The 22,986-nt window shown below is 68.4% G+C and carries 16 protein-coding genes; 6 read left to right on the top strand and 10 right to left on the bottom strand.

The annotated features are described in order from the left end of the window. Positions 1-297: 297 nt before the first annotated feature. Positions 298-936 carry a TetR/AcrR family transcriptional regulator gene (locus ACFC4D_RS15110; RefSeq protein WP_376063485.1) on the bottom strand — a complete coding sequence of 213 codons (639 nt, stop codon included), beginning with the start codon at positions 934-936 and terminating at the stop codon, positions 298-300. Positions 937-1,003: 67 nt separating this feature from the next. On the opposite strand from ACFC4D_RS15110, the gene ACFC4D_RS15105 reads away from it, so the two are divergent. Continuing rightward, complete coding sequence (locus ACFC4D_RS15105) at positions 1,004-1,423, top strand: hypothetical protein (RefSeq protein ID WP_376063482.1); 420 nt, start codon at positions 1,004-1,006, stop codon at positions 1,421-1,423. 80 nt (positions 1,424-1,503) lie between these two features. Here the strand turns inward: ACFC4D_RS15105 and ACFC4D_RS15100 are convergent, their stop codons facing one another. The 3 genes from ACFC4D_RS15100 to ACFC4D_RS15090 all read right to left on the bottom strand — a co-directional run bounded on the left by ACFC4D_RS15100 (position 1,504) and on the right by ACFC4D_RS15090 (position 7,460). Then, entirely contained in the window at positions 1,504-2,454 is a 951-nt protein-coding gene (locus ACFC4D_RS15100) for a helix-turn-helix domain-containing protein (RefSeq protein WP_376063693.1), read from the bottom strand. 315 nt (positions 2,455-2,769) lie between these two features. After that, entirely contained in the window at positions 2,770-3,498 is a 729-nt protein-coding gene (locus ACFC4D_RS15095; protein WP_376063479.1) for a hypothetical protein, read from the bottom strand. Beyond that, on the bottom strand, positions 3,495-7,460 hold the full coding sequence (locus tag ACFC4D_RS15090; RefSeq protein WP_376063478.1) for an NACHT and WD repeat domain-containing protein: 3,966 nt from the start codon (positions 7,458-7,460) through the stop codon (positions 3,495-3,497). The genes ACFC4D_RS15095 and ACFC4D_RS15090 overlap by 4 nt, the downstream gene beginning before the upstream one ends. 171 nt (positions 7,461-7,631) lie before the next feature. Here ACFC4D_RS15090 and ACFC4D_RS15085 point away from each other — a divergent pair, with 171 nt between their 5' ends. Together ACFC4D_RS15085 and ACFC4D_RS15080 are read left to right on the top strand one after the other, a co-directional pair. Continuing rightward, positions 7,632-8,489 carry a hypothetical protein gene (locus tag ACFC4D_RS15085; RefSeq protein ID WP_376063476.1) on the top strand — a complete coding sequence of 286 codons (858 nt, stop codon included), beginning with the start codon at positions 7,632-7,634 and terminating at the stop codon, positions 8,487-8,489. A 279-nt stretch (positions 8,490-8,768) separates the two neighbouring features. After that, the gene (locus ACFC4D_RS15080) at positions 8,769-10,292 is read left to right on the top strand and encodes a catalase (protein WP_376063474.1); all 1,524 of its coding nucleotides are present in this window, start codon (positions 8,769-8,771) and stop codon (positions 10,290-10,292) included. 11 nt (positions 10,293-10,303) lie between these two features. Here ACFC4D_RS15080 and ACFC4D_RS15075 read toward each other — a convergent pair whose 3' ends face one another. The 3 genes from ACFC4D_RS15075 to ACFC4D_RS15065 form a co-directional block, all read right to left on the bottom strand. Further along, complete coding sequence (locus tag ACFC4D_RS15075; protein ID WP_376063472.1) at positions 10,304-12,376, bottom strand: serine/threonine-protein kinase; 2,073 nt, start codon at positions 12,374-12,376, stop codon at positions 10,304-10,306. A 174-nt stretch (positions 12,377-12,550) separates the two neighbouring features. After that, positions 12,551-12,895 (bottom strand): hypothetical protein, encoded by a 345-nt coding sequence (locus ACFC4D_RS15070; RefSeq protein WP_376063471.1) that lies wholly within the window; start codon positions 12,893-12,895, stop codon positions 12,551-12,553. A gap of 43 nt (positions 12,896-12,938) precedes the next feature. Further along, positions 12,939-13,388 carry a DUF4189 domain-containing protein gene (locus ACFC4D_RS15065; protein WP_376063468.1) on the bottom strand — a complete coding sequence of 150 codons (450 nt, stop codon included), beginning with the start codon at positions 13,386-13,388 and terminating at the stop codon, positions 12,939-12,941. 192 nt (positions 13,389-13,580) lie between these two features. On the opposite strand from ACFC4D_RS15065, the gene ACFC4D_RS15060 reads away from it, so the two are divergent. From ACFC4D_RS15060 to ACFC4D_RS15050, 3 genes are all read left to right on the top strand, one after another. Then, on the top strand, positions 13,581-13,733 hold the full coding sequence (locus ACFC4D_RS15060; protein WP_376063466.1) for a hypothetical protein: 153 nt from the start codon (positions 13,581-13,583) through the stop codon (positions 13,731-13,733). 399 nt (positions 13,734-14,132) lie between these two features. Beyond that, positions 14,133-18,290 carry a SpoIIE family protein phosphatase gene (locus ACFC4D_RS15055; protein ID WP_376063464.1) on the top strand — a complete coding sequence of 1,386 codons (4,158 nt, stop codon included), beginning with the start codon at positions 14,133-14,135 and terminating at the stop codon, positions 18,288-18,290. Continuing rightward, entirely contained in the window at positions 18,287-18,595 is a 309-nt protein-coding gene (locus tag ACFC4D_RS15050; RefSeq protein ID WP_376063463.1) for an STAS domain-containing protein, read from the top strand. The genes ACFC4D_RS15055 and ACFC4D_RS15050 overlap by 4 nt, the downstream gene beginning before the upstream one ends. A gap of 86 nt (positions 18,596-18,681) precedes the next feature. Here the strand turns inward: ACFC4D_RS15050 and ACFC4D_RS15045 are convergent, their stop codons facing one another. The 3 genes from ACFC4D_RS15045 to ACFC4D_RS15035 form a co-directional block, all read right to left on the bottom strand. Next, positions 18,682-20,280: a lipase family protein gene (locus ACFC4D_RS15045; protein ID WP_376063460.1), complete on the bottom strand. Its 1,599-nt coding sequence runs from the start codon at positions 20,278-20,280 to the stop codon at positions 18,682-18,684. 91 nt (positions 20,281-20,371) lie between these two features. Then, positions 20,372-21,862 carry a patatin-like phospholipase family protein gene (locus ACFC4D_RS15040; RefSeq protein WP_376063457.1) on the bottom strand — a complete coding sequence of 497 codons (1,491 nt, stop codon included), beginning with the start codon at positions 21,860-21,862 and terminating at the stop codon, positions 20,372-20,374. Positions 21,863-21,888: 26 nt separating this feature from the next. Next, complete coding sequence (locus tag ACFC4D_RS15035) at positions 21,889-22,905, bottom strand: 1-acyl-sn-glycerol-3-phosphate acyltransferase (RefSeq protein WP_376063455.1); 1,017 nt, start codon at positions 22,903-22,905, stop codon at positions 21,889-21,891. Positions 22,906-22,986 lie beyond the last annotated feature (81 nt).

Genomic DNA, 22,986 nt, shown 5'->3' with positions numbered 1-22,986 from the left:
CTCGTGTAACTGATCCCACCCCGAACCCCCCTTTTTTTCCGCACCCTACCAACGAATTGGCTTCGGCTCGAGGCGGGAGATTCCCCGCTTACACTGCGGCTGGGGAGAATTCGACGACCACGTCGTACAGGCCGGTGCTGGAGGTGACCGGGATGGTCCGGTCGTCGCGGGCGGTGGTGGCCTGGTTCTCGAAGGCGGGGTCGGCGGCGGCGTCCCAGGCCTCTCGGGTGTCCCAGTGGGAGACGTTGATGAAGGTGATGGGGGAGGCGGGGGTGACGTCTGGGGTGGGGTGCGCGGTTATGAAAGCTCCTGCGGGGTCGAGGAATTCGGGTGGTCGGTGTGGTCCAAGCCAGCGGCCAGGGCGCGTGCGGCGTCGGCGAAGTACTGCTCGTCGGCGTCGGAGGCCAGGCCGAGGATGACGCCCTGGGTCAGGCCGACGAACAGTGCCCGCAGGGCCGTGGCCAGTCGCTGGGCCTGTGCCGGGGTCACCGTGTGCGCGTTGTGGGATCGGCCGGTGAACAGTGCGGTCAGGTGATGTTCCTGTGCGCGGATGGATTCGGCGAGCTGGGTGCCGAGGTCGGGGTCGTGAACGGCCATGTCCAGCAACGTGATCTGCAGGGTCAGGCCCGAGAGGGCGTCGGCGGCGTCGCAGCTGCGCCGGTAATAGCGCGCGAAGGCCTCGACCGCGCCGAGCAGGTCCATCTCGGCGGTGATCGCCTGTTCGATCTCGGTGTAGTGCGGGCTCAGGTAGTCGGTGATCATCGCGACCACCAGGCCGTTCTTACTGCCGAACAGGGAGTAGATCGCGCCGGTGGTCACCTCGGCGCGCGCGGCGATCTCCTCGAGCTTGGCGCGGTAGCCGTCGCGGGACACGACCCCGAACGCGGCATCGAGCAGCGCGCGCCGATTGCGTTCCTTGGTCTCCGCTCTCGTCATTCGCATAATTTGATTATTACCGTAATCTGATTACGAGACAAGGTGACGGGCTTCAGGAGGAACGGTCATGACACTGACCAGAAAATCGACTCCGCTGATGACAGCGGGAATCGTCGCCGACGGAGTGTTCAAGGTGCTGCTGGGAGCGGGTGCGCTGCTCGGCGCCGCACCGCTGGGTGATCGGCTCGGCGTGCCGGTATGGCTGCTGATCGTCGCGGGTGTCGCGCTGATGAGCGGTGGCGCAGTGGAGATCAGGTATGTGAGCAAGCGCCCGGCGCGAGTGTTCACACCGCTCATGGTCGCCTACGACAGCGGCTGGGCACTCACGGCGATCGCGGGGCTTGTGCTGGCATGGCAGGGCAGCAGCGCAGGGGGTGAGATCTGGGTCGGATACCAGGTGATCGCGCCCATAGCCTTTGCCGCACTACTGATTTCGGCTACGTCAGGACCGGATCGGGCGTCGGACTTCCTTGCTGACCACAGATGAAGGTCCGCGCCGACCTTGCCGCACAGGACAACGGCGGCGAGGCCGCCGGGGCGCCGAACGGTCGGCGCAGGGGAGCTCGGTCAGCGGGCCGCACCTCGGCGCATGTCACCGGGAGTGAGCTTATAGTGATCCCGAAATGCCTTGTTGAAGACCGACATGGTCGAAAATCCGCTGTCGTAGGCGATGTCGGTCACGGTCCTGCCGCTGTGAAGGGGATCGGTGAGCCGTTCGGCGGCCCGCTGCACTCGGATTTTGAGCAAGTAGGCATGGGGGGTGGTCTGTGCGAGCCGCATCGCGCGTTCGAGCTGGCGGCGTGTGATGCCCAGATGTTCGGTAAGAGAGTCCACGCTCAGGCGTGGGTCGTCGGAGTACGCCCGGATGTACTGCTGTGCGTCGCGTGAAATCGCTGCCAGCCGTGTGCTTTCCGGCGCGCTACGTTCGTCGAGCGCAGCAGCGAGCAGGCCGACCAGATGCGTGCTGGTGGTGAGGAACTGGTCGGCGGTGAGTGTCGTGCGATGGCGGTGCAACTGCCCGGCCAGCGCCATCACCGACCCGAGCAGCGGATCACGCGGCTCCAAAGCCAAGCGCTGGCGGTTACCGCGCACGGCCCGCATAACGTTGGCCGGGACGGTCAGGATCCATGCGCGCACCTGATCGCCATGTGCCAGGATCATCGGCTTGCCCCAGTCGACCACGCCCAGCTGTCCGGGCCTCAACTGCGCCGTGCTCTCGGCCTGGGCCAGGCTGATCAATCCGCGTCGCGGGATCAGCAGACGTCCACTGCGATCACCGTCGCCGTCGATATGTGTGTCAGTGCGTTCGTAGGAGACTTCGTCTGAGGTGAAATCCACCGACTGGAAATCGCCGAGCCGGTAGGTGCTCAGCCGCTGAACCGTCGTCGATCCCGAGAAGCCCCGCGTGCGCGCGTATCGAATGCGCGTACCCCCGTGGTTGTTGTGCACATGATGTCGCCAGAAGGCAGGCCTGTCGTCCGCGTCAACTTCCGCGGTGGAGCCGCTCAGCAATTGCATCTCGGCCACTTGCACCCCCGTGTCGCATTTCCGGACAGCAACTGTCGCACATCCGGTCGATCCGATCATCCACGCGCACATACCCTTTCACCGGATGGCCGAGACGGCCACCTCATGACCTTCGGCACGGGGACATGGAAAAGGAAGCTGTGGTCTGCGACGCCATCGAGATCGCCCACATTCCCGCGGAAGTGGGTTGCTCTCACCGCCGAAGGGGGGCGGTAAGAGCAACCCGCATCCCGCGACACGAGCGAATCCACCACAGGGAAGTGCGACGCTGAGCCACCGCACAGCGCGCCTGACACCGTTGGCCGATCACAGGTGAAAGCCTGCGCCGATGCCGCCGCGGCGGTCGAGGTCGGCCAGGATGGCGGGCAGGGATGTGCCTGCGCCCCAGGACCATTGGTTGCCGATGAGGGTGTCGCCCATGACCACGGGGGAGCCGGAGTCGCCCGGGTATACCGGGACTGTGGTGAGGAGGTAGGGGCCGGCGGTGGTGAGGGTGTGTCCGCAGGTGCGGGCGCTGGTGGCGCCTTGTTTGCAGACCGGGGTGCCGGTGGGGGGTGGGGCGCCCAGGGTGCGGATGGTGGTGTCGCCAACGGTGGCGACGGGTTCGACCTGGGTTTTGTCGAAGACGATGACCGCGTAGTCCAGGCCGGGGCCGTTGGGGCCGGGGCCGACGGGGTTGCCGCCGCTGATGTAGTCGACTCGGCCGAGTTGATGCAGGTCGCGGGCTTTCGCGCCGGGGGTGAGAGCTTCGGATTCGAGTAGGACCAGATCGCCCGGCCATTGATGGTCGCCGTCGAATTCGCAGTGCGCGTTGGTCAATCCGATGAGGTTGTCCGCGGCGTCGTAGCCGATGGCGGTGAGTGTGCATACGAAGATGATCGAATGGTCGGTCAGCGCCGCGCCGCGCAGCAGGGCCAGGCCGGTGCCGCCGCCGACCTGGGCGCGCGGGCGCGGGGTGTCCGCGGTCGCGGCGGCAGTGCCGGTGAGGGTGAGCAGGGCCGCGAAAGACAAGGCCCACATACGGTGTCGGGTCACGACGCTCCTGGGCATGGTGGCTGGTAGGGGAGTCGGGGAAGGTGCGCGGCCCAGATCTCGCGGGTCAGCACGCCACGAGTCACAGCGCAGATGCGTTGGCGCGCATGGTTTTCGTCCAGGTCCCAGATGCTCATGACGCTGTTGCCGACGCCGATCAGTCGCCCGCCGGCGGGGTCGAAACTCACATTCCAGGTGGTGCGGCTGGGCATGGTGAGGGTTTGTCCGATGGGGCGCGGGTGCGCGCGGTCGCGAAAGTCCCACAGCCGCACCGTGGAATCGGCGCCCGCGGTGGCCATGAGGGTGCCGTCGGGGCTGAAGTCGACGGACTGGATATTGAACGCGTGCCCGATGATCGGCTCCGTGAGCGGGTGGGTGCGTGCGGGATCGGTGATATCCCAGACGCGAAAGGTGTTCGCGGACAAGGTGACCATGGTGCGCTCGTCGAGGGTGAGGCCGAATCCGGCCGGGGGGTGCGCGGGATCGCCGGTGATGCGGTGGATCTCGCTGGCGCTGCCGCGATGGGAGATGTCCCAGAGTTTGATCAAGTACTCCGGATCACCCGCGGCGTTCTTATCGGGGGCCAGGGACACCAAGAGGCGGCCGCTGTGCGGGACGGCCACCGCCGCCAAACCGGTGGGGGCCGAACCCACATCGATCGCGGGACCCAGGGCGACCGGATGCGCGGGATCGGCCAGATCCCACAGGCGCGCGTCCCACAGCGACTGCAGGGTGATCATCAGGCGCCCGCCTTGGCCGAACCAGCCCCCGATCGCGTCGGGGAAGCGGGATAGTTGGCGGATGTGCGCGGGATCGCTGGCGTCGAGCAGTTGCACACCCTGGTGCGGTCCGGCGGTGGTGATCGTCAGGCGGCCGTCATCGCTGAGTGAGGGGGTGGCGGCCAGGTCCCGGCCGGGGCCGGGGCCGAGATCGGCGAGCAGGCGCACCGATCGGCGATCGCCGATGTCCCACAACTCGATTCGGCCGTCCACCACGCTGGTGACCATGGTGCCGACCGCGCTCATGGCCCCGGAATTGGCGGACCAGCCGATGCGGCCGCCGATCACCGCGGGCGGCAGCGACCACAGGCGCAGTCCGCCCTGCGCGCCGCCGACCGCGACGGTGTGCCCGTCCGCGGCGAACGCCACGGCGCTGGGGCTGTCGCGGCAGGGTTGAAAACTGTTGGCGTTACGGCACGGTGGCGACGGGGCCGCTAGCGGTTCACCCAGGCGCGTGGGGTGGGCGCGGTCCACGACGGTCCACAGGGTGACCGCGTCACGGTCGCCGGTGGCCAGGATGGTGCCCTCGGAATCGAAAGCGAGCGAACGCAGTTCGGATTTGGTGGCGACCACCAGCGGGCTGCCGAGCTGGGTCGGCTGGGCGGTGCTCAGATCCCACAGGGTGAGGGTGGCGTCGGCGTTCCCGGTGGCCACGAACGCGTCATCGCCGCCACCGACCGCCAGGGTGCGCCCGTCGCGGCTCAACGCCATCGCTTGAATCTGCGGGCCCGGCACCGTGATCGGTGCGCCCACCGCGGCGGGAGCCGGGCCGGGGGAGAACAGTCGCACGGTGTGCGCGCCTGCCACCACCAGCTGTCCGGTCGGTGCGAAGGCGAGTGCGGTTACCGGATCGGCAGCGGGCAGGTGCGCGGACACGGTGGGGGCGGCGGGGTTATCGATACGCCACAGGGTCACGGCCGCACCGTCGCTCACGGCCAGGGTTGTCCCGTCCGGGCTCATGGCGAGCGCGTTGATCGTGCCCGCCGCCGGGGAGGACAGCTGTCGCGGATGCGCCGGGTCGGTGAGGTTCCAGAGCCGGATCTCGGTGCCGCACGCGGCGGCCAGCAGTGTGCCGTCGGGGCTGAATAGCGTTGCGGTGGAGCCGTTCACGCACGCCAGCGGCACTCCCACGGGTGCGGCGCGGGACGGGTCGGCCACATCCCACAGTCGCACGGTGCCGTCCCGGCCGGCCGAGGCCAGCATGCGCCCGTCGGGCCGGTAGGTCACCTGTGTCACCGCATCCTGGTGTCCGGGCAGGGGTGCGGCCAGGGGCAGGTTCTGGGTGCGTAGCAGGCGCGAGCGGATATCGGGATCGCCTGGATGCAGGCGATCGGCGACCAGGTCGAGCTGGGCCGAGAGGGAGGGATCGGTGGCGCGCACGCTGTCGGCCTCGGCCAAGGTGGCCACCAGGTCGGCATTGTCGCGTTCCTGAGCCGAGAGCCGGGTCTGGGCGTACGCCGCCACACCCAGGACCAGCACACCCACGCCCAGCAGCGCGAGCACGGTGCGGGTGGCCACCGCGAGTCGGCGGGTACGGGTGCGGGTGGCCTGTGCGGCGGTGAGGAATTCACCGATCACCCCGGTGGGCGTGCCTACCTGCTCGGCGGTGCTCAACCGCGCACCGTGATACAGCAGCGCCGGATCACGGTGCGCGCCCGCCCATTCGGCGGCATCGAGTTCCAGGCGCTGGCGGATCAGATGATCGACGCGGCCCTCATCGATCCAGGCGCGCAAGCGCGGCCACGCCTCGAGCACGATTTCGTGGGTGAACCAGACGATTTCGCGTGCGGGCGCGCCGTCGGGCTCACCGTCCGCCGCGGGGGAGCCCGGTGTGGTGCGGTCGGTTGTGGCGTCGGCGGTGATGAGTCGGGCATCGATCAGCCGGGTCAGCGCGGTCTGCGCGTCCTCGGAATCGCCGGTGCGGGCGAGCAATTCGGTGCGCGGTACCCGTCGTCGGGTATCGCGGCTGTCCACTCCGACGGTCACCAGATGCAGTAGCAGTTCCTTGGCCGCGCTCTGCTCGCCCGGCGTCAAGCTCTGCCATGCCTGCTCGGCGGTGGCGGCCACCGATCCGGCGACCCCGCCGGCTTTGCGATATCCCGCGACCGTGAGGCGCGCCCCGGTGCGATGCTGCCAGGTCGCGGCCATGACATGGGAAAACAAGGGCAGGCCGCCGGGGTCGTAGCTGTGGCGGTCATGTCCGGCGCCCATTCCGCACAGTTCGGTCAGCACCAGCTCGGGCAGTCCCGGCTCGAAGTTCACTCCCGTGACGCGGGCGGGTCCGGCGATCGCCTCGCTCAGCTCATCGGTGCGCATCGGGCCCAGCGCGAAGCAGCGCGCGTTGATCGCGTCCTCGAGGACCGGATAGGCCAGACATTGGGGATAGAAGTCCGCGCGTACCGCCACGATCACCGCGGTGCCGGTGCGCTCATGCAGGGCGGCGATCTGCGCCAGGAAGTCCTCGCGTTCGGGTTCATCGCGGCAGAGGGTGAACGTCTCCTCGAATTGGTCGATCACCACCAGATCCAGGCGCGCGGCCTGCGGCGAATCCACCAGCTCGGCCAGGGTCTTGCTGGGCCGCACGCCGGGAGTCATGGTGCCCACCCGCCATTGCCGGTCGGTGCGCAACGCCGGGATCACCCCCGCGTGCAGCACCGAGGACTTCCCGGCACCCGATGCCCCGATGAGCACCACCGGTCCCGGGTCGGGACCAGTGACCGTCCGGCGCACCAGGTCTGCGATCTCGGCGCTCGCGCGGGTGCGGCCGAAGAACCACTCCCGATCGTCGGGGCCGTAGGCGGCCAATCCCAGATAGGGACACGCGGTGTCGAGTTCGGTGCCGCGGGCCTGGGCCGCGCGCCAAATAACGCGCCACGCAGTCACTTTGGTCAACTCGGGCGCGGGGTCACCGGTGGTGGTCGCCTTCTCGATGAGGGTGAGCAGGACCGGCAGTAGCGAATCGAAGTCGGCCGGAACGGCTTTGCCCGAACGCCAGTCGCTGATTCGCTGCATCGTGGCCGGGCTGCCCGTGCCTGTTCCCGCCATCCGGGCCGCGGCACCCGAGGCGACGACCCGCAGCGTCGGATTGCCCGCCGCCTCGAACAACGCGGTCAATCGCTCCGCGAACACCCTGCGCGGCGCCACACCGGCGCGCCGCCTCGGGACCTCGCCCGCACCGCTCGACACGCGCCCATGATCTCCCGAAACCGGTGCCACACCAAACCGTTCGAGACCGTACTGTGCGCGAATACGTCACCTGAGCTGCATAACCTCGAATCTGTGGGGTCTCGCGATACTCGGACTGCTCGCTTCGGGCGACATGATTTTTCCCCGTCACGCCGGCACGGGTGGCGCGGTGTGCTGGGTGAGATTGCCGCGAACCTGGGCATCGCGGTGGCGATGTGCCTGGGGTGGTCGCTCGTGGTCATCGCAGTGGGTCTGGTGATCGGTCCCGCCAGTCGCGGCGCCACGCATGAGGCCGAGGGTTGCGTGTTGATCGCTGCCTCGCCCGGAATGCTCGATCTGGACAGCACTTTCGTGTTCACCGCGACCGTGGACAGTCGCACGTGCGCTCTGCAATCCGCACTGAGCAGGCAGCCGTTGCGGGTTCAGGATGTGCCCGCCGGGCGGACGGTGGAGCTCGAATTGACCGCGCGCACAGAACTGTCGATCCGTGCGCGCGGATCCGTGGGCACATCACTGCTCGGGCAGCGCTCGACGAGCTGGACGTGGGAGCTTCGACCGAGCGTGGCCACTTCGTATGAGTTGTCGCTGGTGGTCATTGTGCGCGATCGCGACACCGGCGCGGTCCTCGACGAGAGCGAACCGCTCTACCTGTGGTTCGATGCGGTGCCGTCGAATCTGCGGATCGTGGCGACCTGGTGGGACCGGCTCGGCACGATTCCCGGTGCGATAGCGGCGCTGGTCGCGCTGCTGGTGATCGCGGGTCCGCTGTGGCTGCGGGTCCCTGCGCCCGCGCTGCCAGGGACGCGGGCACCGGAGTCGGCGGTACGGGTCGGTGCGGGTCCGCGGGCGGGGGCGCATCAGTGCGCCGCGGGCGCGGGGACGATCGATCGGAGTGCGGCGTCCGGAGTGCCGCGCGTGCCCGCTACTTGCGGCGGCGGTATTCGGCGATTTCGCGGGCGCGGAAGTCCATATTGTCGCGGTTGTGGAAGAACCCGAATACGCCCGCTGTCGCAATGCCCGCGAGAATGAGCATGGTCATGATGTACCGCCCTTCGTCGTTCGGAACCACTGGACCTGTGCTGAGCGTAGGTGCGCGCGCGGCCGGTGGGCAATGAGATGGGATCGACGGCACAACCGCTCGTGAGCAGCTCACAGAGGGCATCGACTGTGACCTGTGACTACCGGGACCCTGTCGCCGGGACGACCCCGCGCCCCGGGGCGCGAGAAATAGTTGCCGAATCCGATTCGACTCCGCCGCAGCGGGCATATGCCAGTCAGTCCGGAAATACAGCGGTGCGGAGGAGGAACATGTCCGAGCGACGCGAGTACACGACCGATGACGCCGGGATCCCGGTCCCCAGTGACGAGCATTCCCTGACCGTCGGGCCCGATGGGCCGATCCTGTTGCACGATGCATATCTGATCGAGAAGATGGCGCAGTTCAATCGCGAGCGCGTGCCCGAGCGCCAGCCCCACGCCAAGGGCGGCGGTGCGTTCGGGGAGTTCGAGGTGACCGCGGACGTGAGTGCGTACACGCGCGCCGATGTGTTCCAGCCGGGGAAGAAAACCGAGGTCCTGGCCCGGTTCTCCACAGTGGCCGGGGAGCGTGGCAGCCCGGACACCTGGCGTGATCCGCGCGGCTTCGCGCTCAAGTTCTATACCGAGCAGGGCAATTTCGACATGGTCGGCAACAACACCCCGGTGTTCTTCGTGCGCGACCCGATGAAATTCCAGGACTTCATCCGATCGCAGAAACGGCGCGCGGACAACAATCTGCGCGATCACGATATGCAGTGGGACTTCTGGACCCTGTCACCGGAGTCTGCGCATCAGGTGACCTGGCTGATGGGCGACCGCGGTATTCCGCGCACCTGGCGGCATATGAACGGCTATTCCAGCCACACCTATCTCTGGTATAACGCTGCTGGAGAACGCTTCTGGGTGAAATACCATTTCAAGACCGATCAGGGCATCGAGTTCTTCACCCAGGACGAGGCCGATCAGATGGCCGCCATCGACACCGACTATCACACCCGGGATCTGTTCGAGCACATCGCCGGCGGCCAATTCCCGAGCTGGACGCTGCACATGCAGATCATGCCGTTCGAGCAGGCCACGACCTACCGATTCAATCCGTTCGACCTGACCAAGGTGTGGCCGCACGCGGACTATCCGCTCATCGAGGTGGGCCGGATGACGTTGAACCGCAACCCTTCCGACTACCACACCGAGATCGAGCAGGCCGCGTTCGAACCGAGCAACTCCGTGCCCGGCACCGGACCCAGTCCGGACAAGATGCTGCTGGGGCGCTGGTTCTCCTATCCGGACGCGCACCGCCATCGCATCGGCGCCAATTACAAACTGCTGCCGGTGAATTCGCCGCACGCCGCACCCGCGCACTCGTATTCCAAAGACGGCCAGATGCGCTACACCAATGTCTCGGACCCGGTGTACGTGCCCAATTCCAAGGGCGGCCCGCACGCCGATCCGCAGGTATCCGGGCCGGTGGTCGGCTGGCACAACGATGGTGAGATGGTGCGCACCGCATACACGTTGCGCGCCGAGGACGACGATTGGGGCCAGGCCCGCACCATGGTCCGCGAGGTCCTCGACGATGCCGCGCGCGAGCGTCTGGTCGACAATATCGTCGGTCATCTGCTCAACGGGGTCAGCGCCCCGGTGCTGACCCGCGCCTTCGAGTACTGGCGCAATGTCGACAAGGAACTCGGGGATCGGATCGAGGCGGGCGTGCGAGCCAAGGCGGACGAGCTCGATCCCAAGGCCGCGCAACAGTCCAATCCGGCGCGCACCTCGGCTCAGCACAAGGCGTGAACGGGCACGGTTCAGACGTGCAGGATGCGCAGGGTTCTGGCTGATTCGCTGATCACATACAGGGTGTGCGTGGAGGTGTCCAGGGCGAGCGTCTCGGGAGGGTCCGCGACCGGAATGGTCGCGGTGATGAGGTGTCGGGTCAGGTCGATCACCGAGATCGACCTGGCCTGACCATTGGGCACGTACAAGGTGTGGGTATCGAGGTCGATGCCGAGTGAGCCGTTGCCCAACCCCTGCGCGGGTGTGTCGATGGTGGTGGTGACCCGGTGGTTCGCCAGGTCCACGACCACCACTTTCGAGCGATAGGTGTCGTCTGCGTAGAGGATTCGCGTGGTGGGATCGAACACCACCGTGCCCGAGCAGCAGTTCTCGACTGCGGTCTGGTCGGCGGCCGCACCGGTGGCGGGGTCGATCGTGAAGGCGGTGTAGCTGGCGATATTGACCCCGGCGAGGCCGTGATTGACCGCGTCGACCGCGTATTCGAAGGAGCCGGTCAGGGTGTGGGTGATGGTCCGGGTGACCGGGTCGATGACCGCGAGCCAGGCATCGAGGGTGTTGAAGGCGTAGACCGCGTGCGTGCCGGGGTCCACCAGCAGGCCGCTGGGGTAGTCGGCCATGCGGCCGGATTTGGGCGGTCCGACCTTGATCGTCGCGGTGACCGCCTTGGCGACCGGATCGACGATGTCGACGACCGGGTCGGTGCCGTCACTTCCGGCGGTGAAGACCGTATGCGAGACCGGATCCACCGCGACCGCGGACCGATCGGCGGGCAAGGCGATGGACGCGGTCACCGCGCCGCTGACCGGATCCACGACCTCGAGGCGCGCGCTCTTGTCCGAGGTCGTCACATACACCGCGTGGGTAGCGGTATCGACCGCGATGGCCTTGGGCTGCACCGGAAGTGCCATACCCGGCACCGCGCCCGCGGTCGCGGCGGAGTGGTTGGTGGCGCTGGTGTGCCCGCTCAGTGATTTGACCGCGATCACCGTGGACGCGGCGATCACCGCCACCGCGACACCCGCGATCACCGCCATCCGGGTGCGGCGGCGGGACCTGCGGTGTGGCACAGCGGGTTTCAGCGGCGCGAGGACGGGCTGCGCGGGCGTGCGAATCGCCGACGGCTGCGATACCGGCGCATCGCTCAGGTCGGGTGTGCTGATCGTCGTCGGTCCGGTGAGCGGCGGCGGAGTGAACCGGGGCGGCGGAGTCGAGTCCCGTACCGGCGCACCGTTTTCCGCGCTCACGCCCTGAGTTCGGGTGGCATGTTCCACCGCGTCGGCGAGCGCACCGCAGCTCTGATAGCGATCCTCGGGGCTTTTGGCCAACGCGCAGGCGAGCACCGCGTCGAGCTCGGGCGGCAGATCGGGCCGCACCAGCCGCGGCGAGGGCGCCTGCTCGAGCAGATGCGCGGCGATGACCGCGGCCTGATCCTTGCGCGGGAACGGGGGCTGGCCGGTCAGCAATTGGAACAGCGTCGCGCCCAGGGAGTAGATATCGGCGCGATGATCGGCCGGCATCCGCGAAAACCGTTCCGGCGCGGCGTATGCCAGCGTCGCCGAGACACTGGTGAGGGTCGCGGTGTCATCGAGGGTGCGGGCGATACCGAAATCGGTGAGCACCGCGCGCTCCCCGGCCCGCACATCATGATCGAGGAGCAGATTGGCCGGTTTCACATCCCGGTGCAGCACCCCGTGCGCGTGCGCGTAATCGAGTGCGTGCGCGGCATCGGTGATCAGCCGCGCTACCCGTGCCACGTCCAGCCCATCGGGCGCGGCGGACAACAGCGCGGTCACATCACCGCCCTCGATGTAGCGCATCGAGAGCCACAGGTCCTGATCACCGGGATGGCTGCGGTCGTACACTCCGACGATATTGGGATGCTCGAGCCGGGTCGCCAGCCGCGCCTCACGTTCGAAGGAGTTGCGGGCCTTGGGATCCGCGGCCAGCACCGCGTTGAGCACCTTGAGCGCGACCAGCCGATCGAGCCGGGGATGCGCGGCGAGATAGACCGCACCCATTCCGCCCCGCCCGAGCAGTCTGCGAATGGTGAACCCGCAGAAGCTCGTCCCCGCGCGCAAGTCCATTGCCGATCCCCTGTTTACCCGCACTCCGTGCCCTCCCCAACGAAGGCGGAGTACGGCCCTACAGCACTGTAGATCACCACATCTGGCCGTGCGCGAGATCGAGCAAGAGCTTTCACCTGGAACGATCGGGCCTCAACGGTTGAGGCGAGGCAACGTCGTGACGTAGCACGGCACCTACTCCTGAGAGTGTCCTGCTTCTCGCCGGACCACGCGACGCGTGACGGCCAGCGTCGCGCCTACCCACACCACGCACAGCACGACCACACCTCCCGGGACGATCATCCGCCACGGGTTGTTCTTCCACGCCAATTCTTGGTCGTAGGACTTGGTTTCGCTGGTGCTCTTGTACCCGCCGCACCGGTCGCCGGGCTTCATCGTCTGCCCACCGCAGGACACGGTGTCCCCGCGCGAGCACGCACCGATGAGGAAGAACACCACCGCCACCACCGCGATGACCCCCGCCAACCCCAGGTGCGTTACCGCCCGGTCCAGTGCGCGATCGTCACTTTCGGCCGACATTGATCCAATTCCTTTCCAGGACGGTCAGATCGAGGGCTGGGACCTAGCCGGTGCACTTGGTGACGATGACGTGGGGTGTCATTCCCGGTGTGCCCGCGACGCTTCCCGTGGCCGGTTGCGGGGTGAACAGAATGGGATCTTCGATCTTGATGTTGGCGATCGCGTTCTGCTCGGCCTCGGCGGGTGTCGCGCCGACACCACCCGCGACGGTCGTCTCGCCGTCACTGCCCACCACCGAGGCACATCCGTCGGACCAGCTGATGATCACCCGGCACGAGCCCCCACCGCATTCGCGCAGTGCGGCGTTCTCGGCAGCGGATTGATTGGGATAGTTCCAGGTCGCACCCCATGAGGCGCGCGGGTTGCCGTTGATTTTCGTATCGACGGCGATGGAGCCGTGCAGCGACCCGGACGCTCCGGCCAGCGGCGCACCGGCCGACAGAAACGCCACCCCCGCCGCTGCGAACGCAGCGGCCTTCCCCGACATAGACATTGTGAATTCCCCCCTTGGACAACAGCTTCAGAAACAAAGCCGTCCCGATCCTGAACGACGATGCGCCGCTTTGTCCAATCGAGTCACCCCGGTTCGAGAGCGATCTGTACGAGCACCTGAGGGTGCATAGCCCGACCGCCGGGCATAGACATGGGCCCTTGCCGAAACCGTGGAAGGGCTACCCTCGAAACCATGGCCGCGAGCACCTCGTCGAGCGCAGCCGGTAGCAGCGCTGCCGTACTGGCCGCCTGGTACCACGACAACGGGATGGACAGCGATGACGCCTATGCGGCGCTGGCCGCTGAAGATGCGGCCGCGTTCGCCGAGATCGACGCCGCCCGGTGACCTTCCCGCATGCCGATGCCGCCCGCCCGCGGCAGGTGACGATGCGTGAGGTCTTCGCCGCTGACATCCAATATCGTTGCCCTGAACCGGAATAGACCGCACCGATTCAGCTGGTCGGCGAATTACGCTGCACCGCAGGCGCTGCGGGCCAGATCGCGGGGCCGGATGTGTGCGGGATCGGTCTTGGTCGCCGATCCCGATGCCCCACACGATGTCCGGACCGCGCATGCGCGCGCCCGCGCCTGCCGGGCTCACCGCGGATCGGCGGGTCGAACCCTCGGCTCTGCCGTCGGCCGCTCACCGATATCCCCAGGTCGAGGCGGTCTTTGTCTGGTAGCATCCGCGCGGGAACGCCAGCGCAGGCTGCACGAGAACGAGGGAACCGAGGACGGGAACGCGGTGGTATCGGCGGAGTCGTTCGGTGTCGACGATGAGGTAGGTCCGGACCTGGCGGTCGTGGACTGGGCCGCGACCCCGCTGGGTGTGCCGGCGAAGTGGCCGCAGAGTTTGCGGACCGCGGTGGATATTCTGCTGTCGTCACGGTTTTCGATGTGGATGGCGTGGGGTCCGGAGCTGACGTTCTTCTGCAACGCCGCGTATCGGCACGACACCCTCGGGCAGAAATATCCGTGGGCGTTGGGGCGTCCGGCCGCCGAGGTGTGGGCCGAGATCTGGGACGACATCGGCCCGCGGATCGACGGCGTGTTGAAGACGGGACGAGCGACCTGGGATAAGGGTCTGCTGCTGTTTCTGGAGCGTTCGGGATATCCCGAGGAGACCTATCACACGTTCTCCTACAGTCCGCTGCGCGATGACCACGGTGTGGTGGTCGGCATGTTGTGTGTGGTCACCGAGGACACCGACCGCGTCATCGGCGAGCGGCGCATGGCGACACTGCGCGATCTGGGCTCGGACCCGAGCGTGATCAGCACCGAACAGGAGATCCTCGAATTCCTCGGTGATCAACTGAACCGCAACCGGAGCGATCTTCCCTTCACCGCGACCTATCTGTTCGACCCCGACACCACCGCGCGGCTGGTGGCGACCACCGGAATCGAGGGCGGGCACGCGGCGGCACCGACGCGCATACGGGCCCGGGACCTCGAGCAGGTGTGGCCGCTCGCGGCGGCGGCGCAGGGGGAGTCGGCGCTCGTGGACCTCAGCCCGGAGGTGTTCGCGGGGTTGCCCACCGGAGCATGGTCTCAGCCTCCCCGCCAGGCGTTGGTGATGCCGCTGGCACAGCAGGGCGCCCTGCCGGTCGGATTCGTGGTGGCCGCGCTCAATCCGTATCGGCTGCTGGACGAGGCGTACCGCGGGTTCGTGGAGTTGGTCGCCGGGCATATCGCGACCGGGATTCTGGTGGCCCGCAGCTATCAGGCCCAGCAACGGCGGGCCGAGGAGCTGGCCGCGTTGGACCGGGCCAAAACCACGTTCTTCTCCAATATCAGCCATGAGTTCCGCACGCCGTTGACCTTGATCTCCGGTCCGGTACAGGAGCTGCGGACCCGCCTGGCCGAGGCCGAACCCGAGGTGCGCGAAGAGGTGGAGGTGATCCACCGCAACGGGCTGCGACTGGGCAAACTCGTCAACGCGCTGCTGGATTTCTCCCGCATCGAGGCCGGGCGCATGCAGGCCCGGTACGAGCCGGTCGATCTGGCGACGGTGACCGCCGAGCTGGCGAGTGTGTTCCGCTCGGCGATCGAGCGGGCGGGGCTGCGGTTCGAGGTGGACTGCCCCGGCATGCCCGCGCCGGTCTACCTCGATCGGGGCATGTGGGAGAAGGTGGTGTTGAACCTGCTCTCGAACGCGGTGAAGTTCACCTTCGACGGCACCATCACCGTGCGGCTGCGCGACCAGGGCGAGCACGCGGTGCTGACGGTGATCGATACCGGTGTCGGGATCGCGCAGGCGGAGATGCCGCGCCTGTTCGACCGGTTCCATCGGGTCGAGCACGCGCGCTCGCGCTCGACCGAGGGCAGCGGTATCGGCCTGGCACTGGTCAAGGAACTGGTCGGCCTGCACGGCGGCACCATCGAGGCGCAGTCGCAGGTTAACCACGGCACCACCTTCACCCTCGCGCTGCGCTACGGTCACGCGCACCTGCCACCGGAGGCGGTGATCGACGCCCAACCGCTCACCCCGGAGATCGCGGCGGGCTCGGCCGAACCGTTCGTGCAGGAAGCGCTGCGGTGGCTGCCCAGCACCGAGCCGGACCCCAACACCGACGCGATCACCGGCTCGGAGACGCCCCCGATCGTCGGCACCCCCGTTCCGGGGTCGCCCGCGCGCGTGCTGGTCGCCGACGACAACGCCGATATGCGTGAGTACCTCACGCGTCTGTTGCGCGGCGCGGGCCATCAGGTCGAGAGCGTCGCCGATGGGCAGGCCGCGTGGGAGGCGATCTGTGTCCGGCTACCGGATCTGGTGGTCAGCGATGTCATGATGCCCCGGCTGGACGGGTTGGGGCTGGTGGCGGCGTTGCGCGCGGATCGGCGCACCGCGGGTGTGCCGGTGCTGCTGCTGTCCGCGCGCGCGGGCCAGGAGGCCTCGATCCAGGGACTGGACGCGGGCGCGGACGACTATCTGGTCAAACCGTTCTCCGCCGCCGAACTGCTGGCCAAGGTCCGCGCCGGGGTGCAGTTGGCGCGCCTGCGCGCTCAGCACGCCCGATGGAGCACCGCGCTGATCGATTCGTTGCAGGAGGGGTTCTTCGTCTGCGACGCCGACGGCAGCGTGGTCGAGATCAACTCCACGTTCACCGAGATTCTCGGCTACGGCTCCGACGCGCTGCCCTACCGCCCGCCGCTGCCGTGGTGGCCCGCCTCCGAGACCGATCCGCAGGCCCATCAGCAGGCCCTGCGCGAGTTCACCCGGCTGGTGGAGACCGACAGCGGTGAGGCGACGATGCCGCTGGTGCACCGCGACGGGCACCGGGTCTGGGTGCGCATCACCTACAACCGGGTGCAGGATCCGACCGCGGGCCGCCACGCCATCGTGGGCACGGTTCGCGATATCACCGCCGAGCATTACACCGCCCAACGCGACACCGCCCTGGCCGCCTTGGCCGAGGCTCTGGCGGCAGCCGATACGGTGCCGGACGCGCTGCGGGCCGCGGCGCGCGAGCTGCGCCGCATCTGTTCAGCCCGCCGGGTCATCCTGGCCACGTTCGCGGACCCGCCCGGGCTCGACCCGGAGCCGGAATTGATCCACGGCAGCGACGCCTGGGACCGGCTCGAGGCGGGCCTGCGCGAGTCTCTGGTAGCCCTGGTCCACGCGCCGGTGTCGACCCCGCAGCTCGATCAGCCCGGATGTGTCGGGGTCAGCGCGAGCTATCCCCGGCGGCGGCTGGTCGCCTGGCTCGATCTGGGCGTGCGACCGCCGATCGAGCCGCAGGATCTGACCTTGCTGTCGGTGCTGGCCGCGCGCCTGGGCCAGGGCCTGCACCGGGTGCAGGAGATCGATCAGCAGCGCGAGGCCGCGGTGGCTTTGCAGCACGCCATCCTCGGTCCTGCCCGGCTGCCCGCCGGATTCGCGGTGCGCTACCAACCGGCCACCCGCCCCTTGCAGGTGGGAGGCGACTGGTACGACATCGTGCCGTTGTCGGATCAGCGGATCGGCATCGTGGTCGGGGACTGCGTCGGGCACGGGCTGGACGCGGCGACCGTGATGGGCCAGCTGCGCAGCGCCTGCCGGGCTCTGCTGCTCGAACACGCCCGGCCCGCCCCCGCGCTGGCCGGGCTCGACCGGTTCGCCGCGCTGCTACCCGGGGCGCGGTGCACGACCGTGTTCTGCGCGGTCCTGGATCCGATCAGCGGGGAACTCCTGTACAGCAGCGCCGGGCATCCTCCGCCGATCCTGGTCCACGCGGACGGCACCATCACCACCCTCGAAGGCCCGATCCACGGTCTTCCACTGGGAGTGCGCGTCGACCGGCCCCGAACCCAGGACCAGCTGGTGTTGCCCGCGCGCGCGACGCTGCTGCTCTACACCGACGGGCTCGTCGAACGCCGCCGCCGATCCCTGGACGAGGGGATCGCCCGGGCGGGCACCGCGGTGCACGGTGGCCGCAACCAACCGGTCGAGGACCTCGCCGGGCACGTGATGAGCACCTTGACCCCGACCGACGGCTACGAGGACGACGTCGCACTGCTGCTGTATCGCCAGCCCGGCCCGCTGGAAATCGACTTCCGCGCCGATCCGGGCGAGCTGGCCCCGGTCCGGCACGCCCTGCGCGACTGGCTCAAGTCGTGCGGTCTGGACGCGCAGCAGATCAGCGATGTGGTGATCGCGATCGGCGAGGCCTGCGTCAACGCGGTCGAGCACGGCCACCGCGACCGCCCTGCCGGAGTGATCCGGTTGCGCGCCACCGCATTAGCCGACCAACTGTGGTTGCGGGTCACCGACAGCGGCACCTGGAAGAACCCCGATCCTGTCGCCACCGCGGTCGGGCGGCGCGGGCGCGGCATCACCCTGATGCGCGGCCTGATGGACCGGGTCACCATCGTTCCCGGCCGGACCGGGACCACCGTCGAGATGTACGCGAGGATCGCCCCATGAGCACTCCGCTGACCCTGCGCACCGGCCTGCACCGCGACGGCCGCCCGATGCTGACCGTGCAGGGCGAGATCGACATGAGCAACCTGGCCGCGTTCGACGACGCGCTGGTAGCCACCCTCGCCGAGGCGACCTCGATCGTGGTCGACCTCAGCGGCGTCGACTATCTCGACAGCGGCGCCATCAACGCCTTGTTCGCCCACGCCGAGCGCCTGCACCTGATCTGCAACCCGCTGCTGGTGTCCGCGCTACGAATCAGCGGACTCACCGAACTGGCCACCGTCGAGCCCCTGGGCACCGGGTCCTAGCCGATTTCAGGTCAACGGGCAGCGCTGGCCGGGCAATGGCTGCGCACATCTCGAATTTCCTGTGATACCACCGGGTGTGGTGGGTCTCAGCCCACGCGGCCGAAGAGCCAGGCGCCGGGTTTGTCGGGGGTGGGGTCGAGGCAGAAGTCGCGGATGGCGGTGATGAGTTCGTCGGTGGTGATGGTGTCGGAGTGGTCGGTGTCGAGGCGGTCGAACAGGGCGCAGGCTTCGGTGCGGGTGTGCTCGCACCCGGTGAGCAGGGCGATGAATTCCTCGCGATCGAGCACGCCGTTGCGGTCGGTGTCGGCCAGGTCGATGACCGCTTGGGCCAGGGGAGTGATGTCGCGGTCGAAACCGTCGTCGTCCCAGTGGGTGTGGAGCCAGATGAGGAATTCGGTGGCGGTGATGCGCTGGTCGCGGTTGGTGTCCGCGCGCGCGGCCATCGAGTGCCACAGGGCGCGGTAGCCCTCGCGCACGGCCAGGGCGCGGGGGGAGCCGGGGGCTTCTCCGAAGGCTTGGACCAGGCGCAGGCCGAACGCTTCGTAGTCGTCGATGGTGAGGTAGCCGTCGCCGGTGGTGTCCAGCAGCCCGAATCCCCGTCGGGTCAGGGGTGTTTCGGCAATGTGAGGGGCGTTCATGCGTTCGGCGACCCAGGCGAGCATGTGCGGGGCAGCGCACAGCATGCCGGTGTGGTCGGCTCCGGCACAGGAGATCAGTTCGATATCTGTTCCGGCCCTGCGTATTTCGGCGGCGAAGTGTTCGACCGCGGCCAGGGGCAGGACCTCGTCGGCGGTGCCCGCGGCCAGCAGCACCGGTTGATCGAAGCGCGCGCACGGGACTCGGCAGTCGCTGAGCATGGCCTCGATTCCGGGGCGCGCGCTCAACCCGGTGGTGCCGATGTCCTGGTTGGTCAATACCGCGACCGCGTAATGGATATCGCGCACCGGGGCGTGTTCGGCCAATTCGAGCAGGCGCTGGCCGAGGCCGGTCATGAACTCCGCGGTGGCCAGCCCGCGCGTGGTGCGCAGCCCGGCGAGCAGATACGGCAGGAACAGGGTGACCGCGGCGCTGTCCTCGGCGGTTTGCAGGTCGATGATCATCGGCAGCTCCACCGGCGGGGCGAGCGCGACGGTGCCGCGAAAGTCGAGTTCGGGAGCGTATTTGCTGGCCATCAGCCCGGTGAACAGGGCCGCGTGCCCGCCCTGGGAGAACCCGACCGCGACCCAGCGCGGACTCACCCGATGTCCGAGCCCGTGTGCGGCGCGCACGATATCGACCACGTCGTCGGCGGCGGCCTCACCGTTGAAGTACGGGTGCGGGCCGGGGGAGGCCAGGCCCTCGTAGTCGGTGACGGTGACCAGGTATCCGGCCTGCAACCACAGGCCCACGTGCCGGGCTTCGGGCCGCGAGAGTCCCGCGATCGAGGGTGCGGTGCGGTCCGAGAGGCCCGTCGTGCCGTGCGCGTAACTGACCACCGGCCAGCCCTCGAGTGGGGGATCGCCTTCGGGCACGAACACCGAGCCCGAGACGATGCGGCCCGACCCGTCATAGCCCACGCCCTGATACCAGATGCGATAGGCCGCGCCGGTGTGCTGCGGCCGGAACGAGACCGGCAGATCCTCGCTGCGCACCAGGGTTCCGGCACGAAAGGCGGTGTCGGGCACCAGAGTTCGGGCTGTGATCATCGTCCGCTCCGTTTCATGACCGATAGAGTCGATGCCTGGAACTGCGGTAACGCGATCGTGTAGAAGCAGTGTAGAGCCGGGGGCAACCGCGTCAGTGCGCGGCACCGAACAGCAGGTTTCCCGGAGCTCCGGGTTCGTCGCTGGTGAAGTAGTCGCAGAACGCCTCGTCGAGTTCGTCCAGGCTCAGCACACCGTCGTTGTTGGTGTCCAGGCGCAGTGAGACCGCGTGGATATCGGCGGTGTCCACGCGCAACGCGGTCAGCAGCGCCCGCAACTCGTCCACATTGAGCACCGCGTCGCGATCCTGATCCGCGGCGGCCAGGATCGCCGCGATCGCGGGCAGCACATTGCGCTCGTATCCGGCGGTATCGGTGGTGAGCCGGGCCAGCGCCGCGACATACCGGTCGCGATCGAGTTCGACGCAGTCCGCGACCCCGGCCTCGCGGCACAGTCCGGCCCAGAAGTCGGTGAACGCGCCATGCACGCGCGCCCCGGTGCCGCTCTCGGGCGCGACACCGAACGCGGCGCAGATGCGGTCCGCGGCGCGGGCGTATTCGCGGTCGGTGACGCGCTGGTCGCCGTCGAGATCGAACAGGTCGAAGAACCGGGTGAGTTTGGCGCGCACCAGCGGGGACGCCGAGGGCGAGGCATCGCGCACCCGGCGGGAGCGGCGGGTGAGGGTGCGTGAGCGGATGGTCGCGGTCTTGCGTTCCTCGGTGGCCTCGAGATAGGCCACGGTGCTCTCATAGCCGGCCCGCACGCGCCGATCGAACACCTCCAACTGCTGCGCGAGGGTGGTGTGCAGCCCCGTATCGGGCGGCTCGAGCAGATCCTCGCCGGTGGGCAGCAGATGCACCGTGACCCCGGCCGGGCGCATATTGATCACCTGCCCGAGACGATGCCGGCGCGACACCTCGAACACGGTCTGCCCGAGCTGCCACGGCAGGCGTGGGGGTGTCAGGGCCAGCTCGCGCTGGCGCAGGCGCAGCACGTAGATCTCGCTCGCGCCGAAGGACACCGCGCGGGTGAGCGGCACCGTCTCCACCACGCCGCCGTCGATATAGTGCTCGGCGCTGATCCGCAGCGGCCGCCACAGTCCCGGGATGCAACTCGAGGCCAGCAACGCCGGCACCACCGGGCCGTAGTCGAAGTAGCGGGCGGTGGAGCGTTCGATCGAGGCCGCCACGCATTGGAACGGTACCGCGAGGTCTTCGATGCGGGTGTGCGCGCCGATATGGCGAATCAGTACCTCGCGCAACGCATCCTGGGTCGCCAGCGCCGGGCGCAACCGCACCAGATTCGCCAGCAGCGCCCGCACCGGCACACCCATGACCTTGTGGGTGAGCGCGTCCTGCCAGAACGAGGTCAGCGCCCGCACCACCGCGGGGGTCGGGTCCGCGGCCAGGATCGCACCCTGGATCGACCCGACCGAGGTGCCGATGATCAGATCCGGGGTGATGTGATGTTCGAGCAGCGCGCGCAGCATCCCCACCTGATAGCCGCCCAGCATGCCGCCGCCGCCGAGCACGAACGCGGTGTGCGGCACGGAGTTTCGTGGCGTGCTCGCAGTGGCCTCGGCCATGGGTGTGTCCCTTCGGGGCGGCGGTGTCAGGTTCGAATCGAGGGCGCGGCAGGCTCGGTGAGCGCGGGTGCGGTGGGGTGCTCGCCGCGCCGGGCCGCGGCGATCCACGCGTCGACCTCGCACCAGCGCTGGCTCAGCCACAGCGCGAACACATCGCGCTCACGCGGTATCTGATCGGCGCGAAAATGCCACCAGCCGACCTCGACCACCCCGCGACCGCTGGGTGGATAGCCCAAACCTGTTGTCCCCGAAGCCAAATCCTCGAGCCCGGTCTGGGCCAGCACCACCACATCCGCGGTGGGAGCGCTGGTGACCAGCGCCCACGCACCGGCGGGATGAATCGGCATCACATGCGGGCACTGCTCGGCGCGGCGCGCGTGGGCGTCGCGGCCCGCGGCGCGCAGCGCGGCGATGGCCTCGCGCCAGCGTTTGGCCGAATAGTTGGTGCCCTCGGGAAACAGCAGCAACGCGTCGGTCGGCAGCGCACCGACGGCCTGGTCCCGAAGTTGTTGCACCGCTTGAGTTTTGCCTTGTTCATCGAACCGACAGAACACCACCCCCGAGGCCTCATACGCGCGGCGCAGGCCCGGGGTGAACGCGGCGCACCGTTTGGCGATGGTGTAGGTGTCGCGGCCCAGATCGCGGGCGATCAGATGCGCCATCAGCGCACTGTTGAACGCCCCGGCATGGCGCGCGAGCACGATCACCGGCCGATCCGGTGCCACCCGCGGGGGCGGCGCACACTCGAGGCGGACTCCGGCGGCGGCGAAACCCCAGCCGTAGAAGCGCCGGTTCAACGCCGCCAGGCGATCGCATCCGCCTTGGCGTCCCGCGCGCTGCCCGGGGACCGCCACGCTGCCCCCGAGTTCGTACACGAGCACGAACGCGGCCGCGAGCATCACCAGCCGGGCTCTATTGCGCACCGCGATCGGGACTCCCGGTATCGCTACCGCCAGTCGCGCCATCGCCAGCACGGGTGCGCCGATGACCAACGAGATTCCGCCGATAACTGCCGCCACCAGACGCAGTAAGACCGGAGTCATACCCAAGTGATATCAACGCTGGTAGGGCAAGCGCGGGACCCGAAGGCGGGATCGCGTGTCGCAGGACAGAGGTGTACTGGT

This window comes from Nocardia sp. NPDC056000 (genome assembly GCF_042269265.1).
Lineage (GTDB): Bacteria > Actinomycetota > Actinomycetes > Mycobacteriales > Mycobacteriaceae > Nocardia.
The sequence above is the reverse complement of the archived record's forward strand: the minus strand, read 5'-3'. Positions and strand labels throughout refer to the sequence as shown.

Excerpts from the sequence above, each read along its gene's own strand:
- ACFC4D_RS15045 (WP_376063460.1), bottom strand. The coding sequence starts at position 20,280 with ATGATCACAGCCCGAACTCTGGTGCCCGACACCGCCTTTCGTGCCGGA.
- ACFC4D_RS15060 (WP_376063466.1), top strand. The coding sequence starts at position 13,581 with ATGGCCGCGAGCACCTCGTCGAGCGCAGCCGGTAGCAGCGCTGCCGTA.
- ACFC4D_RS15075 (WP_376063472.1), bottom strand. The coding sequence starts at position 12,376 with ATGGACTTGCGCGCGGGGACGAGCTTCTGCGGGTTCACCATTCGCAGA.
- ACFC4D_RS15105 (WP_376063482.1), top strand. The coding sequence starts at position 1,004 with ATGACACTGACCAGAAAATCGACTCCGCTGATGACAGCGGGAATCGTC.
- ACFC4D_RS15050 (WP_376063463.1), top strand. The coding sequence starts at position 18,287 with ATGAGCACTCCGCTGACCCTGCGCACCGGCCTGCACCGCGACGGCCGC.
- ACFC4D_RS15070 (WP_376063471.1), bottom strand. The coding sequence starts at position 12,895 with ATGTCGGCCGAAAGTGACGATCGCGCACTGGACCGGGCGGTAACGCAC.
- ACFC4D_RS15040 (WP_376063457.1), bottom strand. The coding sequence starts at position 21,862 with ATGGCCGAGGCCACTGCGAGCACGCCACGAAACTCCGTGCCGCACACC.
- ACFC4D_RS15100 (WP_376063693.1), bottom strand. The coding sequence starts at position 2,454 with ATGCAATTGCTGAGCGGCTCCACCGCGGAAGTTGACGCGGACGACAGG.
- ACFC4D_RS15110 (WP_376063485.1), bottom strand. The coding sequence starts at position 936 with ATGACGAGAGCGGAGACCAAGGAACGCAATCGGCGCGCGCTGCTCGAT.
- ACFC4D_RS15035 (WP_376063455.1), bottom strand. The coding sequence starts at position 22,905 with ATGACTCCGGTCTTACTGCGTCTGGTGGCGGCAGTTATCGGCGGAATC.
- ACFC4D_RS15065 (WP_376063468.1), bottom strand. The coding sequence starts at position 13,388 with ATGTCTATGTCGGGGAAGGCCGCTGCGTTCGCAGCGGCGGGGGTGGCG.
- ACFC4D_RS15080 (WP_376063474.1), top strand. The coding sequence starts at position 8,769 with ATGTCCGAGCGACGCGAGTACACGACCGATGACGCCGGGATCCCGGTC.